Below are 15,574 nucleotides of genomic sequence, written 5' to 3'. Positions count from 1 at the left end.
GATATCCCTCCGCACTAACTCAGATCGCAACGGGCCGACGCCACGTTCGGCAACCATTTCGCCGCCGGCAGATGGAAGAACCGCGATCTCACTGGAAACGCCTGTCCATTCCCCCCGGACATTATTCCGTCCGACATACCAACAGGAACAATCAATGCTAAATTTCCTACTTTCAGCAGCCACCGTACTCCTGGCCGGATCGACAATGGTTGGCCCCGCCCATTCCGCCGAGCTGCCCAAGGGAGCGGCCCACAACATCGTGCTCGTGCACGGCGCTTTCGTGGACCAGACGAGCTGGCAGCCGGTTGCCGATATTCTCACGAAGAAAGGCTACAACGTCACGCTCGTGGAAAATCCGCTCACTTCGCTCGCCGCTGACGTCGATGCCACCAAACAGGCGCTCGCGAAGCAGGACGGCAGGACCGTTCTGGTCGGCCACTCATGGGGTGGGATCGTCATCACGCAAGCAGGGGACGATCCCAAGGTTTCGGCGCTGGTTTATGTCTCCGCGTTCGCGCCCAACGTCGGAGAGTCTCTGGCGTCGCTGTCCAAAGCCGGCCCGCCGACCGAAGGCGGCAACGCTATTCATCCCGACGACAAGGGCAACCTCTACATCGACCCGAAGGTGTTTCCTTCCGCGGTCGCGGCTGATCTTCCCCCGGAGATCGCCGCGCACCTGGCTGCCTCGCAACTTCCGTTAAATCACGTTGCGTTCGAGGCTCCGGTCACCATTGCGGCCTGGCGCGACAAGCCGACATTCGATGTGATCAGCACCAAGGACAAGTTGCTCGCGCCCGAGGCCCAGAAGTTGTTCGCAGCGAGGATGAAGGCGCAGATAACGGAAGTCGCCGGCAGCCATGCCTCGCTCGTCGTCCATGCGAAGCAAGTCGCTGAGGTCATCGAAAAGGCAGCGCTCGTGAAGTGACGGTACTGCTCCCGGCGCTTTCGCGCCGGGAGCGCACCGGCTCGCTCAGAGGAATGCAGAACGCATTTCCCCCACTCGATTATTTCATGCCAAGCATCCGGAGGATAACATGACTCAACTCGCCATCGCGAACGAAGACGTCGCCACGCTCGAGACGGCGCCGACGCATTACGTCGAAGGCCACGGAATCCGCTTCGCCTATCGCCGCCTCGGGCCATCGACCGGAACGCCGTTGATTCTTCTGCAGCACTTCTCGGGCAACATCGATGCGTGGGATCCCGCCGTCGTCAACGCCCTCGCCGCCGATCGCCCTGTAATCGCCTTCGACAATGTAGGGGTCGGCCTCTCGACCGGTCAAACACCCGACAATGTCGCGACGATGGCACGAGATGCGGTCGATTTCATCAACGTGCTCGGCCTCTCCGAAGTCGACCTGCTGGGCTTTTCCCTCGGCGGCTGCGTCGCTCAGCAGATCGCTGCCGAGCATGGACGGCTGGTTCGCAAGCTCATCCTCGTCGGCACTGCGCCCAAAGGCGGAGAGGAACATTTGTTAGCAGTTCTCCAAGAGGCGTTTTCCCAAACCGGTGCGCCGGACCCCCGCCTGCCGCTGTTCTTCACGAAGTCGTCCGCCAGCCGGTCGTCCGGCCTGGCATTCCTGAAGCGGACGCAGTTGCGGAAGGACGATCGGGACACCGATAACGGCAGCGCGGTAACCGACCCGCAGGCCAAGGCGCTGATTACCTGGTGCGCCACACCTGATCCCGAGCACGCAATTCTGCGCGCCATCCGCCAGCCCACTCTTGTGGCCAGCGGTAGCCACGACACCATGCTGCCCGCAAACAACGCCTACGCAATGTTCAAGGAACTCAGCAACGCTCAGCTGGTCCTCTATCCCGATTCAGGGCACGGCGCCCTGTTTCAACACCACGCGACGTTCGTCAGCCACGTCCAGACCTTCCTGGATGCACAGCCCGCGGCTGCATGACACGCGGCGCGTTCCGACGGTATCAGACGCACTTTATCCATGAGAGTTGTGACGGAGGACAAATGACAATCGCTAAAGTCGAGGTGGAGCGTTTCAGCCTCACGAGCTTAAAACCATTCGACGCTGTTGTGGCCGCGCTCAAGTCGGCGATCGGGCAACCCAACATGGTTGAATTTTTCAAGGAGACGAGGGCGACCAATTCCTTCCCGGATTTGGAGCGCGTTGTACAAAGCGGTCTCGGCCAAACGGACCTTATGCTTTTCGCGGAATTCGACCTGGGCGACATTCTGCGTCGCGAATCTGGATCCAAGACGCCTAAGATCATGCGGTTTGTGATTGGCAATCCACTCATCATGAAGGAAATGGTCAAGCACGTGCCCGATGCTGGATCTTACGCTCCAGTCACAATCCTCGTTGATGAGCGTCCCGATGGCGTGCACGTCTCTTATTACAAGATGGAGAGTTATCTGCTGTCGTATGGCAGCGCGGAAGCACTGGCCGTCGCCCGCAATCTGGATGCGAAAATCACCACCTTGCTGCACGAATGCGCAAGCTGAAACTTACTGATGACGTTTTTGGCCGGTGGCAGAGAGCGTCTCAAAGCGGCAGTGGCGCAACGCAAGAAAGCCACGTCGTGACGCGAGCCAGACGCATGCCCATCAAGCCTGAAGGGAATTCCAACATGTACAAGACACTTCTTGTCACTTTCACTACCTCGGCTCTTTCCATCAGGGCGGTAGCGTCTGCTCCCGCCGTCGCGAAAGAGCCGCTGAATGCTGCGACCCTCAGCGCGATAAAATCGAAGTTCGGCAGGCTGATGGAATTGGCCAACAACCACGATTTCAAGGCTCTGCATGGGATGTTCTGGCAATCGCCCTCGACCCTGTTGGTGGCTAAAGGCGCGATCCAGTCCGAGGGAAACTGGGCCGGCTTTTGGGGCAACGAGGCAGTTGACAAAAAGCTGCATGACATCGGCAGCTCCGGTCCTGTCGTGCTTGAGCCGGATTATTCGAAGCTCAAAGTTGTAGGCTTGACGCGCGACGTCGCCGAGTCCTACGTGCCGATGAACATCACGGTCTCTTATGCGGGGCAGGATGGAACAGCCAAGCCGTTTCTGATGATCATCAATTGGCTTCGCGTCGGGAAGGACTGGAAGGTCGCTTCCGAAATTATTCTGCCGGTGCCGCCGGCGCCCGCCGCGAAGGACTAAGCGCGCCAGGCCTCGATTCTTGTATGGCACTGATGACCTCACATTCTTGCGCACCGAACGCAACGCGCCCGAAAGCGGTCCAAACACCATCGATAGCGAACGACATGCTGTTCTCCAACCGCTTAAGATCATGGATCGGAAAATCCTGGTCGGAATGTTCTTCCGCTGAAGAGAGATGGGCTCATCGCGATTGTAATCGCTCGGAGCAAATGCGCGCCGATGCTCAAAGGTTGAAACTCTCGCAGCGCGCTTGCGCCATTAACCGGACATCCCATCCAACCTTGAAGGAAGAGATATCATGATGAACAGACGCACTTTTGCCGCCGCCCTCCTGACAGGCGCTGCGGCTTCGCTGATCTCCACACGTGGCATGGCCGCAACTTCAACTCCGGTGAAGGCAAGGAATGTCGTGCTCGTGCACGGGCTGTTCGCCGACGGCTCGTGCTGGTCGGAAGTGATCGCGCGATTGCAGGCGGCGGGGCTCAATGCCACAGCCATACAAAATCCGCTGACGACGCTGCCTGAGACGGTGGCTTCGGCCGAACGCGTGCTGGGGCGGCAAGACGGGCCGGTGGTGCTGGTGGGTCATTCCTCCTCTGGGATGATCGTCACCGAGGCTGGTATGCATCCGAACGTCTCCGCGCTGGTCTACGTGGCTGCGCGTGCGCCGGACGCGGGCGAGGACTACACTGCTCTGGCCAAGACCTTTCCGACTCCGCCGGCGACAGCCGGTATCGTCTTCGATGGCGACGAAGGACGTCTTAGCGAAGAGGCATTTTTGCGCGATTTCGCGAGCGACCTGCCGAAGGCAAAAGCAAAAGTGCTCTACGCCGTCCAGCAGCCATTCCAAAAGGCGCTGCTGTCAGGCAAAACCACCAACGCAGCCTGGCGATCCAAGCCCAGCTATTACGCCGTTTCGACCGAAGACCGCACCATCAATCCGGACCTTGAGCGCTTCATGGCCAAGCGAATGGGCGCCAAGACCATCGAAGTGAAGGCCAGCCATCTCTCGCTGATCTCCCATCCCGACGAAATCACGCAATTGATCCTCGAAGCCGCGGGACAGCATGCCTGACGAAGGCTTGCGCACACTCCGTGCATCAACGCAATCGGCCCATCCTGAACTCTGGCGACTGGAGATGCCGTTTGTCGCCTTCACGTCAGGCGCGGCCTCAGCGCTGCCGACAAGTCTCGCTTGTCGGCGGCAAAGTTAGAAGCTCAGGAGACCGCCCGTTATCACCGAGCAGACCGATTCCACGGTTTTTCAAGATTGATCGGAATGACCTCATGGTAGATCCCCGCTTCCCGGCTCCACAACGGACCGATCGGTTCATGGTCATTGAGCTAATAATCTGCAGCGGGAGACCGACACGGAACCGCCGCCACCATTGCGAATGAAGCGGTCCGATTTTTCGGCGAGCGCCTACACCTCACCCTCATGACATCCCACTCCTCGTCCTTGAGGTTGAACCGAACCATCCGCGCTTTCCGGCTGCGTCGATCAGACGAGATTCAAGCGCGGATGCCTAAGCCGCGTCATTGGCAACTTGCGAATGGCCGCTTTGCGCCACAGGCGGCCCCTCGCAACTCCGAAGCGGCACCGCACCAGAAACGACGCTGAGCGCTGCGGCGACTTTTTCGAGATGACGCCTGAAATCAAGAGTATCCGGCCGTACTGATCGCACGATTGCATTCTGGGCCTGAGCCACAATTGTGTGGGCATCCTGCATTATTGCACCCCGCGCAAGCGTCGAGGCCCAAGAGCGCGCTATCGCGCACGAATAGTCCAAAATCGTAGGTTGGCGCACAAAATCGTGCAAATGGCGGAGAGAGTGTCCGTCGCGACGGCTTCCAGCAATGTCCGACTATGCACGACAAGTCTTTGCATTACGGGATTAATTTCGATTTCAGCGTCTGGACTATTCCGTCGTCGTCCGGCTAAATCCGGCTCTTATTTGTACGTTGATTCGTACGTAGCAGAAGGTCCGAAGCAGCCTTGCGGAAGACAAACAAGCTAACCACGCTTTCTGTAAAGCGTATGTCGAAGCCCGGTCTCTTTGGAGACGGCGACGGTCTATATCTGCAGGTCGCCGCCGGGGGCACGAAGGCCTGGATCCTTCGCTATATGCGTGCGGGTCGAGCCCGGAAAATGGGTCTTGGCCCCTTTCCAATCCTAAGTCTGGTTGAAGCTCGTCAGAAAGCATTCGAGGGGCGGCGCTCCCTGTTGCGGGGGATCGATCCAATAGACGCCCGCAACGCAGCCCGTACGGAAGCGGTCGCCCAGGCGGCCAAGGCATTCACCTTCGCGGAATGCGGCAAGGCCTATATCGCGGCTCACCGGTCGGGTTGGCGTAACGAGAAGCACCGTGAGCAATGGTCGAACACTTTGGTCCGCTATGCCTTCCCCGTCATTGGAATCTTATCAGTCGCGGCCGTTGACACCGCGCTTGTTCTTAAAGTGCTCGAGCCAATCTGGAACTCAAAACCGGAAACGGCGAGCCGGCTCCGAGGCCGGATAGAGGCAATCCTGGATTGGGCTAAGGCACGGGGATACAGGGATGGCGAGAATCCAGCCAGATGGCGGGGGCATTTAGATAAACTTCTCCCCGCCAAAGGAAAGGTATCCACCGTCCAGCACCATAAGGCAATTCCGTATCGAGAATTACCATCGTTCATGGCCCGCCTACGATCTCGTGCCGAGATCAGCGCTCAGGCGCTTGAGTTCACGATTTTGACCGCTGCCCGCACCGGAGAAACACTCGGGGCCGTTCCTCACGAATTCGATCTAGACCGTCGTATTTGGACCATCCCGGCCGGACGGATGAAAGCGAGCCGAGAACACAGAGTGCCTCTTTGCGATCGTGCGATCGAAATAATCGGCCTGCAGAAACACAACTATAAATTCGCATTTCCAGGCGCAAAGCTCGATGCCAGCCTCTCGAACATGGCGATGCTAGAGATGCTCCGCGGAATGGTCGGTATTGGACTTACGGTTCACGGCTTTCGCTCAGCGTTCATGGACTGGGGTCACGAGGTCACTAATTATCCCAAAGAGATGATGGATATTGCCCTCGCGCACACAGTTTCGGACAAGGTCGAAGCCGCATATAGACGCGGAGACATGTTCGACAAGCGCCGACAGCTCATGGCCGACTGGCAGCGTTATTGTTTTTCCAAGGTAGATGTCTAGTGAAATTTATTGACACCACCAACTACTCGCTTGGCTCCTTAGGGAGCCCAACACAGTTGGACGTCCTAACGCTGGAGGCATACATGTTAGCTCCGAGCGATGAAGTTGCCCGTCAGCAAATCCGCACGACTACTGGAATTGAGTTTGCTAATAGGCACCGCGACCACCTACCAAACGACTTCTTTCGAGATCTCTTCCGAACGGCCTCGGACGCGAAGCCGCTGCAAACGGTGCGGGAGGAATCGTACGCTCCCTTCAAGGGAGGCTTTATCGCTGGCGCCATTTTACACCATGCCATCGGGGCGACCACGGAGGGTTTGAAAGGCAATTCCGTGAGCTATGCGGTAAGCGAACTTTCGAGGCGCTTCGGACATGGATATTCCCGGGCGACTATCCATAACCTATGGAGGGAATTTAAAACGGTTTCGCACTATTGGGCCGCGTATGTCTCAGCCGGGATTTTCAAGAATTCCGGCACGCCCTACTTCCCTTGCACCGTTGACTCTCTCGCCCACTTCCTAGCGACCGCAGACGCGTTTCGGGAGCTTGGTCAATCTACCCGCGCCTGGAAATCCCCGGAGACGAGAATTCTACCTTGTGAGTGCGTTAGGCTTGATTGCGGGTTCGCACTCCCGACATTGGCTGGTCGGCCCCCCATTTTCTTCTTTTCTAAATCAGATTAGAAAAGACGGGGGTTCTTTTTCCAGAATAGATCGTCCCGGAAGCGCCGGAATCATCCGACGCGCAACGGGATGGTGCATTGATGCTCGAGAAGTTTGTTCGCCCACGCCAGGTCCAAGAGGCCATGGGATGGAGCAGGAGCACGCTCTATGAAAAAATTAGTCGCGGATTGTTTCCGCGGCCCGTAAAGCTTGAAGCCCGCGGTCGGGCTGTTGGCTGGCCCGAACGCGAAGTTGCGGCCTATCAGAAATTAAGGATCGAGGCGCGTGGTGCGTTAGCCACCAACTCGGTGGCAGACAAGGGTGACCGCAAATGAGTATTCAAGCGGTCGCTTGGGCGCTGTCTCTGAACATCCCGGACCCGTTCGCCAAGCTCGTTCTTGTTTCCCTCTCAAATCATGCGGACAACGAGACAGGGCATTGTTGGCCGACCCAGGGACTGATCGCGAAAGAGGCGTCCTGCAACCGCAGAACAGTCATGCGGAAGGTTCCCTACCTCTTAGAAGCCGGCTACATTCGAGTGTTTAATCATCGCAGCCAAGGCCGTGCATTAGATTACCAGGTACTCTTTCCTGGGAGAATTCCCTTGGCGAACGCGCCCCTGCGTAAGAAGCGTCGATAGGTCCCTGGTTGTGCGGCTCTGTTGCGGGTTAAATTTGCCGATCGCGGGCGCGGCCCTCCGAAGGCAAAGGTCACACGTTCGAATCGTGTCGGGTGCGCCAATAATATGAGCCATTTCTGCAATTTTTGACTTCGTCGAGGACGGCCAGTGTCACCGCAGTGTCAATGGGAATTGCATCCTGGGTGGGCTCGCCTTTGGAACGCGTAACGGCCATTTAATTCGGCTTCAGAACCGCTCTATTCACCTAGAAGGTCTCAGTTTGTTGGGATTTTGGAAAGTGGTCGACCGAGCTCGATAGCAGACTACCCCGATCGATGGCGGAGGGAGAGGAACTGGGATCGAACCTTCTCCGGGTACTCCATCGTAGGCCCACGGAGTTGGGCGGACTGGGTTACGTCGCAGGGGCGGCCCCCTGCCCTCCGCGCGGATCCAAGGCTGCGAAACGGCCATTCTGCCCGGGGGCGGCCCTTAGCGGTCAAAATCCTTGTTGGCGACCCCAGCAAGCCATGGCCACTGCGACCTTCCGCTGACCACCGACCACCACCCTAGCTCGAAGGTGGTGACGCCGAATACCCGCTCCAACCGCAGCGGCGGGAACTGTTTCGTTCCATGCGATGATCTCGTACAGCCGCGGCCATGTTCACATCAATGACTTGGACCAGATCAGGCAACGGGCTTGCGAGCCCGATGAGGATGTTCGGTCCCACTATGACCGGATATTCAATTCGAATGCAGGCGAGCAACCAGTTCTCCAGCCTGCGTTGCTCCAAGTTCCTCGATCCATCCGTCCAATGGGGCATTGCTCCGCGAGGATTCCGGGGAGCGGCTATTCGCCCTTGAAATTTGGCTCTTCTCGTGCGGAAATAATCACTGCTGGGGAATTTGAGGAACCCACTACGTGATCAACACCGCCGCGATTATACTCTGCTTGGGCGGTGTGGTGCGTACCTAAAGCCGCGCTCACACCAGCACCCGAGCACCTCGTCCTCACAATATTTCAGATACCGGCCAGTACCCGTATTTCCAAAATCGGTAGAACGCCAGCGCAACCAGGGCGAGTCCGAAAAGATTGAGTGCGACGCCAAGGCCACTCGCCACTCGTTGGAGGTCAGCGCTAGGGCCGGCTCTTCCATGCTGGTAATGAGCCAATTCTCCGCTGGCCCACGCGACCATTCCGGCAGCAAGGCTAGCGAGTGTAATGTGGCCAGTGGCCCCCGCACCAATCAGTATCAGCCCGGCGACAGCCAACATGGCTAGCCAACGGTGCCGGCCGTGAAGATCAAAGGTCATGGTCCCTCCTGAAAAAGATCATGATCCCTCCTGCTGGTTCAAAAGCTCGCATCAGATGATGGTCAAATTCAGATCGCTGAGTCCCTGGACAAGGCCGGCTCGGTTCGCGACCTCTTTCGTTCGTCGCCCAGTTTGCCGAATAGTATCGGCCGCCATGACTGCCCGATTGTCGGGCATAAGTGACGAGCCGCCGCGTGCTGCAGTGTCTGGCAGCTCGCTGACACGAGCACGCGGAACTTACCTCGCTCAAGTGTCACCAACCGCCCTCCGGATCAGGTTCATAGGCTAGCCCATCAACCACCTTGTCGCCTTGAGTGACCGGCACGTAAAAAGCGGGAGCGGCCTGCGCCATCGGTCAGTCTGATCACTTGGGCATCGGATCGAGAATGAGGTCCATGCTATTGGCTTGGAAGTACCTCCGCGCGCAGCACTACTTCGACAACGTCCCCCGGCTCGACCTCCGCGTCGGGCGCGGCTCCTATCCGCGTCCATTTTTGCTCGACTTTGCGCATAATCACTACGTCCGGCTTAAGATTGTCCGCGCCGGCTGGCACGGGGCCTCCCGCGCCGAGCGGCTGTAGTCGTTGCCCCGTAGCATGCAGCCGAGCCGACAGCACCGCCAAACGAACGTTAGTATCATTTAATTCTGCAAGAAGTTTTACTTTGCGCTGGGCTTCTAGCCTTTCAAGCTGACGTCGCTGATCATCCTGCTGACGTTGCAATCGCATCACCTCGACCGAGGTCTGCAGATGTCGCGTTGAGGACAGCAACAAAGCTCGTCGGGCCTCCGTCAGTCGGGGGCTTATCACGGTTCCCGAGTTGAACAATTTGCCAACACGGTCGAGATCCTGGGCGTCCGACTCCACTCCCTTGGCTTCCTCCTGCTCCTGCGTCTTCAAGACTTCCAGTTGCACGCCCCCTTTTTTGATGCTGTCCTCAAGAAAGGCCTGCTCGGCTCGGAAGTCGTCTTGGGCAATACGTAACGATTCGGTTTCTGACTTGATCATTGCGGAGCTTATCGCACTCTCTACCGACGCGCCGAGCGGCGTTTGCGGTTGGAAAGCTGTCTTATTCTGAAGCTCAGCCTGGAGACGGACGGCGTGAAAAAAGTCCTTTGCGTATTCGACCGACGCCGCCTCGTAATCGCGTTGCAATTCAACCGGATCGGCTCCTGCCTGCATCGCGCGCGAGCGCAACATGCTGTACCCTCCGGCCACCGCGACGAGCTGGCGGACCGTCATCAGAGGTCTATAAGCTTGCTGTCCAGGCGTAAGAACGTCCCCGGAGATGTAGACCGGCCTGTATTCGGCGATGGAAGCCGTCACGTCGGCGGGCTTGAGAACCACCGAACGCTCTTGCCCATCCGGCGTTCGATAGCGAATAATCTTCGTAGGCAGCAATGTTTCCATTCGCGCCTGAAGAGCCGCTTGCGTCATGCCTTCTATGACAACCGGACCCACGCCCGGCAAGCTGATGCTGCCGTCGAGCTGAACCAAAGCGCGATAACGTTGATCGGGGATGCCAGCTACCGCGACCTCGACCGTGTCGCCAGGCGCGAGCCGGTACTCTGCTAGCGCTGTTTGGCTAACGGCAAGCGACACGCCCGCAACGAAACTATAAACCTTGATTGAATGACGAAGATATCGTGGCGCTTGGACACGCATGGAAGCTACCTCTTGTCGGGATTTCCCCTGACGGTCCTATTCTGAACCGGGCCCGGCGTCGCTAGACGCGAGACAAAATCGAAAACCGGGCCACCCGGCGTGCCCCAGTTGCTCGACCAGATCACCTGCGACCCATCGGGTGAGGGCGATGCATGGGTCTCGCTCCAGTAATCGTGAGGCACATTTCGCGTTTGAGCGATGAGGCGTGGCAATTCACCGCCGTCGATTGGCAGCGCAACGACTTCTTGCGCGAACGGCGCCCATTCCGGGTGCTTAGCCACTTCGGCCGCGTAGCCCGCGTAGCTTACGAATGCCCACTGCGGCCGCGTCGAGGCTCGCAGCGAAACGTGCTGGCCTTCGCCGTAAGCGGAAAGCGACGTGACCACACCATCTTTCAACCGACGTTTTATGACTTGATAGGGGTCGGGTGCGGATTTACTAATGCCTACGTAGACCTCATCACCAGCGTCATCGACCGTCATGTCACCGTGGCCGGGCCGGTGGTGCTCGGTCCAACTCTGCACAATGTGCCCTTCCGGCGAGAGGATAAAGGTATTTTCGATATCGCCAGGCAGCTTCTGAATACACACGACATAGGTGCCAAGCGGCGAAATCGAGCAGAAGCCGTTCTCTCCTGGAAGCTCAGCAAGATGAATTGCCGGCAGCGCGCGGCGCGCGCCTATGTCAAAGACAAAGGCATCGAATTTGCCGTCGTAAGTGGCGCCTCGGACAACAATGCGACTCCCGTCCAGCGTCGGATTGCCCTTTGACGGACCGAACCGCAGCTCGCGGTATGCAGTGGTCGAGAAGATCAGCTCCGAGCGGTCATTTCGCGGCGACCAGAGCGAAATGGATTGTGCTGCTACACAGATCATGACGTCCGGTCTCCTCGGATGCCATTCGCACTCCCCGCGCCTCTGCCTGCGAAATAGCGGAACGTAGGTTTGGCCATCGATAAAGCACATCCCCCCGCAACCGTTCGAAATCAGCAGCAACGTTTGGTCCGCATTCCAAGCTTGCGAGCTCGAATAGCGGTGGGTGCAATACGCGTTGCCGCAATTTTCCTTGGAGTTGGATCCCGCGCCGGGATTAGTTACTCTCACCATCGTATACCCGGAGACCGGATCAGCCGTCGGCGTTAGATAGGCCGGGAGTGACATGAATGGGGCCTGAATGATGAGGCCGCCGGCGTCCGGCTCGATCGAGGCCACCCATGCCGGCGAACTGAACAAGGGTATCAGGCCGATAATCAAAGCGACTTTGGCGACTGCCGGTTTCAAGTCACAAGATCCTTGTGTCGGCGTACGACTCCTCCCGACAGCCGGGCTTGCCACCAGGCGATCGTATGCTGAAGGCCTTCTCGTAAAGGAATACGCGGCTCCCATCCTGTCGCTTGCTGAAAGTGACGCGCGTTAGCAAGCAGCGCTCTTACTTCCGAGTTGGGGGGGCGCAATCGTGCACCGTCCCTTCTCACCGGTTTCTTGCAGGACGTCAGCTCCATCGCAATGTCGACGAGTTCCGCCACCTTGATCGACCTCTGACTGCCGGCATTGTACGCGCCGCCGTACTCGATCTCGTTTGCCGAGCCTGCGGCCATGAAGGCCCTAACCGTGTCGTTGACAAACGTCAGGTCGCGCACGGTTGTCGTGTCCCCAACCATAACCGACGTGCATCGCGCATCTAGGATTTGGCGCAGCAGCGCCGGAACGATAGCGCGCTCGCTCTGCCGCGGCCCGTAGGTATTGAATGGCCTCAGGATGACCACCGGTACTCCGAAAGACCTGGCAAAGGCCTCCGCCATCATGTCCGCGCCGATCTTGGACGCCGAATACGGAGACTGCCCCTGAAGGGGATGAGTTTCGTCGATAGGCATTGTTAATGCCGTGCCATACACTTCACTTGTAGAGGTGTGAATGACGCGCCTCGTCCCATGCCGGCGCGCCGCCTCCAGAACGTTCAAGGTTCCGAGGATATTGGTTTCAACATACGCCTGCGGCGCAGCGTATGAATAGGGGATGGCGATCAACGCAGCCAGGTGGAATACGATATCCTGGCCTTCCACGATCCGGTCGACGAGAGCGGAATCGCGAACATCCCCCCGGACCAGCTTGATTTTCGCCCTGATCTCGTCAGACAAATCGTCGAGCCAGCCAAAGCTGTCGAACGAATTATAAAGTGCGAGAGCGGTAACGTCGGCCCCACCTTGAACAAGCGCCTCTGTCAGATGAGATCCGATGAATCCGTCTGCGCCTGTCACCAGCGCCCTGGCCCCCACGTATCTCACGACCCTACTCCATCGAGTTTCTGTGGCGCTATTGCTTGAGTGAAGCCCAATTCGCCGCCTCCCAGACGAACTGATGAATTCAGCCCGATGACGGCCAACAGACAGCGAATGATCCAGCCAATGTCCCCGAAGAGAGAACGCCGCGAGAAATAGTCGATATCGATCTTGGCTTTCGCCGGAAACAGGAATGCGCGGTAAAACTCCACCGGATCGGCATTCGTCGGAAAGAACTGGTCTTCGTGACGAAACAACGCCTGAGAAGGACCGAACAGCCCTGGCCTGCAATCAAGCACCCGCTCGAAACCGTTTCTGAAGCAGTCAGCGAATACAAGGGACTCGGGCCGAGGTCCGACAATCGACATCTCGCCTTTGATCACGTTCCAGAACTGTGGCAGTTCATCGGCCTTGGTCAGCGCCAGAATTCTGCCGATCGCCGTGAGTCGATGATCGTCTCGCAGCGTTAGTGGAGTGCCATTCACATCACAGTCTGCGTAGAATTTCCGGAATTTGTAGAGATAGAATAGCTGCCCGCGGCGTCCTAGCCGGAGCTGCGAAAAATAAATCGGGCGGCCAGAGTGCACCCATATGAAAAGAGCGATCAACAGCATGACAGGAGCGAGGAGGATCAACGTCACCGAAGCGAAGCAGAGATCGAAGGCACGTTGCATTGGGGCCTCGCAGCAAGCGACGCCCGCGCCATCCGCAAGTTGGGGGTCCTCGCGGCTCATTCGGCAGCCAACAAATTCCGAGGTGATCCAACGGCGGCGGCTAGGCGCATCACCACGGTTTCGACGGCCTCCGGTTGCAAGTCGGGGTGGAGAGGAAGTGTCAATTCTCGGTGCGCAAAATCCTCGGTGCACGGCAAGTCCGTATTGGGACACTTTGTTCGGAAAAAACTCAGCCGATGCACCGGCGGGTAGTGGATCGTCGTCTGAATTCCGCGTTGGCGGAGCTGATCGATTACGGTACTCCGTATCGCCGCCTCCGGAAGCAGAACTGGCATGATGTGGTACGTCGAGATCCTGGGTTCTCCGAACGGAATGCTGACCGAAGGACAACGTTCGGCGATCAGGCGGCGGTAAAGCTCAGTGAGGCGGCCTCTGGTGTCGTTCCAGTCCGTCAGTTTCCTTAACTGCACCAATCCGACGGCGGCCCGGAGTTCGTCCATTCGATAGTTGAACCCGAGCATAGTCACGTCATAGTTCGGATTGCGGCTTGTGAGCCTCTGATAAGTCCCGCTCGTCATGCCGTGCCCGCGCATCTGCCGCATGGTTTCCAGCAAGGTGCGATCGCTCGCGATGACGGCTCCACCCTCCGCCGTGGTCAAGTTCTTGTTGCCGTAGAAGCTGAACGCGGCAGCTACTCCATAGGTGCCTACTTCTACTCGCCCGGGCGCATGAGCGGCATCTTCGATTAAGAACAAACCTCTCCGACGCGCAAAGGCTTGCCAGGCACCCCGGTCCGCCAGATATCCCGCATAGTGCATCAAGATGACGGCCCTGGTCCGCGATGTACACTTAGCTTCAGCATCCTCGATTGAGATGAGTGGGACATGATCCGACTCAATGTCGACAAAAACAGGGGTCGCACCGACGTAAAGAATGCAGTTAGCCGTTGCCACGAATGTCATCGAAGGGACCAAGACCTCATCACCGGGGCCGATCTCCAAAGCATGCAGAATCAAATGCAATGCCGCGGTACAGGAACTTACGGCGAGCGAATCCTCTGCCTTGTGTAGACGCGCGAAGGCTAACTCAAATTCACGCACCCTCTCGCCCATCGTGATCCAACCACTGTCGACCACTTCAGAGAGAGCGGCTTTTTCTTCCATACCGAGAATGGGTTTCGACACTAACAGCACGGGACTCCTCCCACTCGCCGGGCCAGGTTTAAGCGCCGGCTCCGGCCAAGCCTGATGCCGTTAGGCGGCGGCTTCAACAGGCAGCGCCGGCGACTGTTCGTCCCATGCGATGTCCTGGGCTTTATGGAAGTCCTCGGCCCGACCAATGTCGAGCCAAAGCCCGTCATGCCTGAAAGTGTGAATCGGCGTGCCGTGCTCGAGCATCTGCAACACCAAATCATCGAATCCGAACGGAACGCCCGTAGGGACGTAGTTCATGATCTCAGGGTTCATGCAATAAAGACCCATGCTCACACGGCTGGCTAGCATCGGCTTCTCGCGGAAACCAGTCACTGTTCCATCCGTCTCCTCAAGGACGCCGAACTCCATTTTGGAGTGACGAACAGCTGACGCGATCGTCAACTGAGTCCCGTGAAGTCGATGGCTCTTTACGAACTGATTAAGATTGAGGTCGGTTAGTATATCGCCATTGAGCACTAGAAACGGTTCGTTCAATTGGTCGCGCAGCAGCGAAAGCGGCCCGATCGTGCCGAGCGGCTCAATTTCCTGCGTGTAGGTGATTTCAATGTTCCATTGGTGGCCATCGCTGCAAAAACTGCGGATCAAATTTCCGAGATAGCCGGTGGTGATAAAGACTTCATGGATACCGTTACGACGGAGCCACTTCAGGAGGAGTTCTAGTACCGGTCTCGACCCAATGGGCATAAGTGGCTTTGGCAAAATTGACGTGTAAGGCCGCAAGCGCATGCCTCTTCCACCACATTGAATGACCGCTTTCATCTCGAACTCCCTTCCAATCGGCCGCCATAACAAAGCATCATCTGGCTAGCCCGCCCGCGCATCTTCCGCGACGACCTGAAAGG

15 protein-coding genes are annotated in these 15,574 nt (G+C 57.9%); 8 read left to right on the top strand and 7 right to left on the bottom strand.

The genetic code is table 11. The features are described 5' to 3' along the window. Nucleotides 1–154 precede the first annotated feature (154 nt). The 8 genes from B5525_RS11965 (at nt 155) to B5525_RS11925 (ending at nt 7,612) form a co-directional block, all read left to right on the top strand. On the top strand, nt 155–925 hold the full coding sequence (locus B5525_RS11965) for an alpha/beta hydrolase (RefSeq protein WP_079566192.1): 771 nt from the start codon (nt 155–157) through the stop codon (nt 923–925). Nucleotides 926–1,034: 109 nt separating this feature from the next. After that, nucleotides 1,035–1,910 carry an alpha/beta fold hydrolase gene (locus B5525_RS11960; protein ID WP_079566191.1) on the top strand — a complete coding sequence of 292 codons (876 nt, stop codon included), beginning with the start codon at nt 1,035–1,037 and terminating at the stop codon, nt 1,908–1,910. Between the two features lie 62 nt (nt 1,911–1,972). Then, nucleotides 1,973–2,467 (top strand): DUF302 domain-containing protein, encoded by a 495-nt coding sequence (locus tag B5525_RS11955; protein ID WP_079566190.1) that lies wholly within the window; start codon nt 1,973–1,975, stop codon nt 2,465–2,467. Between the two features lie 125 nt (nt 2,468–2,592). Beyond that, on the top strand, nt 2,593–3,120 hold the full coding sequence (locus B5525_RS11950) for a hypothetical protein (RefSeq protein ID WP_079566189.1): 528 nt from the start codon (nt 2,593–2,595) through the stop codon (nt 3,118–3,120). Nucleotides 3,121–3,415: 295 nt separating this feature from the next. Further along, nucleotides 3,416–4,195 (top strand): alpha/beta fold hydrolase, encoded by a 780-nt coding sequence (locus B5525_RS11945; protein WP_079566188.1) that lies wholly within the window; start codon nt 3,416–3,418, stop codon nt 4,193–4,195. 921 nt (nt 4,196–5,116) lie between these two features. Then, the gene (locus tag B5525_RS11940; RefSeq protein WP_244567875.1) at nt 5,117–6,310 is read left to right on the top strand and encodes a tyrosine-type recombinase/integrase; all 1,194 of its coding nucleotides are present in this window, start codon (nt 5,117–5,119) and stop codon (nt 6,308–6,310) included. Between the two features lie 763 nt (nt 6,311–7,073). Next, on the top strand, nt 7,074–7,307 hold the full coding sequence (locus B5525_RS11930; protein WP_079566185.1) for a helix-turn-helix transcriptional regulator: 234 nt from the start codon (nt 7,074–7,076) through the stop codon (nt 7,305–7,307). Next, complete coding sequence (locus B5525_RS11925; protein ID WP_079566184.1) at nt 7,304–7,612, top strand: helix-turn-helix domain-containing protein; 309 nt, start codon at nt 7,304–7,306, stop codon at nt 7,610–7,612. The genes B5525_RS11930 and B5525_RS11925 overlap by 4 nt, the downstream gene beginning before the upstream one ends. Nucleotides 7,613–8,599: 987 nt before the next feature. On the opposite strand, the gene B5525_RS11920 is transcribed toward B5525_RS11925, so the two are convergent. The 7 genes from B5525_RS11920 to B5525_RS11890 all read right to left on the bottom strand — a co-directional run bounded on the left by B5525_RS11920 (nt 8,600) and on the right by B5525_RS11890 (nt 15,491). Beyond that, a complete protein-coding gene (locus B5525_RS11920; protein ID WP_079566183.1) occupies nt 8,600–8,902 on the bottom strand; it encodes a hypothetical protein in 303 nt (100 codons plus the stop codon). 398 nt (nt 8,903–9,300) lie between these two features. Continuing rightward, a complete protein-coding gene (locus tag B5525_RS11915; RefSeq protein WP_079566182.1) occupies nt 9,301–10,566 on the bottom strand; it encodes a polysaccharide biosynthesis/export family protein in 1,266 nt (421 codons plus the stop codon). Between the two features lie 5 nt (nt 10,567–10,571). Continuing rightward, nucleotides 10,572–11,846 (bottom strand): hypothetical protein, encoded by a 1,275-nt coding sequence (locus B5525_RS11910; RefSeq protein ID WP_079566181.1) that lies wholly within the window; start codon nt 11,844–11,846, stop codon nt 10,572–10,574. After that, entirely contained in the window at nt 11,843–12,850 is a 1,008-nt protein-coding gene (locus B5525_RS11905; RefSeq protein WP_079566180.1) for an SDR family NAD(P)-dependent oxidoreductase, read from the bottom strand. Before B5525_RS11905 ends, B5525_RS11910 begins: the two co-directional genes overlap by 4 nt. Beyond that, nucleotides 12,847–13,518, bottom strand: coding sequence for a sugar transferase (locus B5525_RS11900; RefSeq protein ID WP_244567874.1), 672 nt, complete (start codon nt 13,516–13,518; stop codon nt 12,847–12,849). Before B5525_RS11900 ends, B5525_RS11905 begins: the two co-directional genes overlap by 4 nt. Before the next feature lie 56 nt (nt 13,519–13,574). Then, on the bottom strand, nt 13,575–14,711 hold the full coding sequence (locus B5525_RS11895; protein WP_079566178.1) for a DegT/DnrJ/EryC1/StrS family aminotransferase: 1,137 nt from the start codon (nt 14,709–14,711) through the stop codon (nt 13,575–13,577). 60 nt (nt 14,712–14,771) lie between these two features. Further along, entirely contained in the window at nt 14,772–15,491 is a 720-nt protein-coding gene (locus tag B5525_RS11890; protein ID WP_079566177.1) for a nucleotidyltransferase family protein, read from the bottom strand. Nucleotides 15,492–15,574 lie beyond the last annotated feature (83 nt).

Origin of the sequence: Bradyrhizobium erythrophlei (assembly GCF_900129505.1) — a bacterium.
Taxonomy (GTDB): domain Bacteria; phylum Pseudomonadota; class Alphaproteobacteria; order Rhizobiales; family Xanthobacteraceae; genus Bradyrhizobium; species Bradyrhizobium erythrophlei_D.
The sequence above is the reverse complement of the archived record's forward strand: the minus strand, read 5'-3'. Positions and strand labels throughout refer to the sequence as shown.

Excerpts from the sequence above, each read along its gene's own strand:
- B5525_RS11965 (WP_079566192.1), top strand. The coding sequence starts at position 155 with ATGCTAAATTTCCTACTTTCAGCAGCCACCGTACTCCTGGCCGGATCG.
- B5525_RS11960 (WP_079566191.1), top strand. The coding sequence starts at position 1,035 with ATGACTCAACTCGCCATCGCGAACGAAGACGTCGCCACGCTCGAGACG.
- B5525_RS11955 (WP_079566190.1), top strand. The coding sequence starts at position 1,973 with ATGACAATCGCTAAAGTCGAGGTGGAGCGTTTCAGCCTCACGAGCTTA.
- B5525_RS11950 (WP_079566189.1), top strand. The coding sequence starts at position 2,593 with ATGTACAAGACACTTCTTGTCACTTTCACTACCTCGGCTCTTTCCATC.
- B5525_RS11930 (WP_079566185.1), top strand. The coding sequence starts at position 7,074 with ATGCTCGAGAAGTTTGTTCGCCCACGCCAGGTCCAAGAGGCCATGGGA.
- B5525_RS11925 (WP_079566184.1), top strand. The coding sequence starts at position 7,304 with ATGAGTATTCAAGCGGTCGCTTGGGCGCTGTCTCTGAACATCCCGGAC.
- B5525_RS11920 (WP_079566183.1), bottom strand. The coding sequence starts at position 8,902 with ATGACCTTTGATCTTCACGGCCGGCACCGTTGGCTAGCCATGTTGGCT.
- B5525_RS11915 (WP_079566182.1), bottom strand. The coding sequence starts at position 10,566 with ATGCGTGTCCAAGCGCCACGATATCTTCGTCATTCAATCAAGGTTTAT.
- B5525_RS11900 (WP_244567874.1), bottom strand. The coding sequence starts at position 13,518 with ATGCAACGTGCCTTCGATCTCTGCTTCGCTTCGGTGACGTTGATCCTC.
- B5525_RS11890 (WP_079566177.1), bottom strand. The coding sequence starts at position 15,491 with ATGAAAGCGGTCATTCAATGTGGTGGAAGAGGCATGCGCTTGCGGCCT.